The sequence below is a fragment of the Microbacterium sp. Bi128 genome (assembly GCF_918698205.1).
The window spans coordinates 1-1,040 of the sequence record NZ_CAKKMM010001664.1 but is presented as its reverse complement, the minus strand read 5'-3'; the positions used below and the strand labels follow the sequence as shown (position 1 = coordinate 1,040).

1 protein-coding gene is annotated in these 1,040 nt (G+C 68.3%); it reads right to left on the bottom strand.

Going from position 1 to position 1,040, the window contains the following annotated elements:
- Positions 1 to 753 (bottom strand): FAD-binding oxidoreductase (locus LQV45_RS35365; RefSeq protein WP_230012718.1); only part of this gene is annotated, 753 nt, incomplete at its 3' end.
- Positions 754 to 1,040 lie beyond the last annotated feature (287 nt).

Below are 1,040 nucleotides of genomic sequence, written 5' to 3'. Positions count from 1 at the left end.
GTCCATGTCCGGAAGCCGCAGCAGCGAGATCGAGGGTGAGGCATCTTCGGGCAGCGTGGGCAGCCAGTGACGGAAGGCAGCCAGGACGGTGGCCGCATCCGCCCCGGGATAGATGATGCCGCCGCCGTAGAAATCACTGAACGGAAAGAGACTGAACTCGAGGGCGGTCACGATCCCCAGGTTGCCCTTGCCGCCGCGCATCAGTGCAAACAGCTCGGCCTCGGCGTCGGCGTCGATCCGCCGCAATTCGCCGTCGGCCGTGACAATCTCCATGCTGCGGACATGGTCCGCCGCGAAGCCGTGCGCGCGGCCGAGCACGGGCAGCCCGCCGCCGAGCGTGTAGCCGACGACGCCGACGTCGGTGCTGGAGCCGTGCAATCCGAGGAGCCCGTGCGGCACGCTGGCCTCCAGGAGGGTGCGCCACTTCACCCCGGCGCCGACGCGCGCGGTGCGTTCATCCGGATCGATCTGCAGGTCCTGCAGCCGGCGCGTGTTGATGAGCAGGCCGCCATCGATCGCCGATTCGGCGCCGTGCCCGGTGGACTGGACGGACACGGGAAGCCTGCGCTCGGCCGCCCACTTAACCGCGGCCACGACGTCCCGGGCATCTGCGGCCCCCAGAACGACCTCGGGCCGGTGCACTGTTGCGACGTTGAAGGCGAACGTCTCCGCCGCGAATTCGGGGCTGTCCGGCAACGCGACCGGGCCGCTGACAGCGCTGGACAAAGCATCGATGTCGTCGTTGACAAGCATGAGGAACTCCTGAGTCTCGCTTACCGCGAGCAGGTCGGGGGCGCGGCCGCCCCCGCCCGGAATGCCCCCAGCGCACGCTCCAATCGTCGGCCGGCCCGGCTGATGGAATGCGGACAAGCCTAGGGATCTGGCCGGACGCGGCCTAGGGACCTAAGTCCCGGCGTCACGCACCCAACGAAAACGGCGTCCCCGCATCTTGCGAGAGGTCCTGGATTCTAACGGTCGCTGGTTAAACCGCAACGCGGGGTCACTTACGGTCCATCCACAGTGGTGGGATGGGCCGTAAG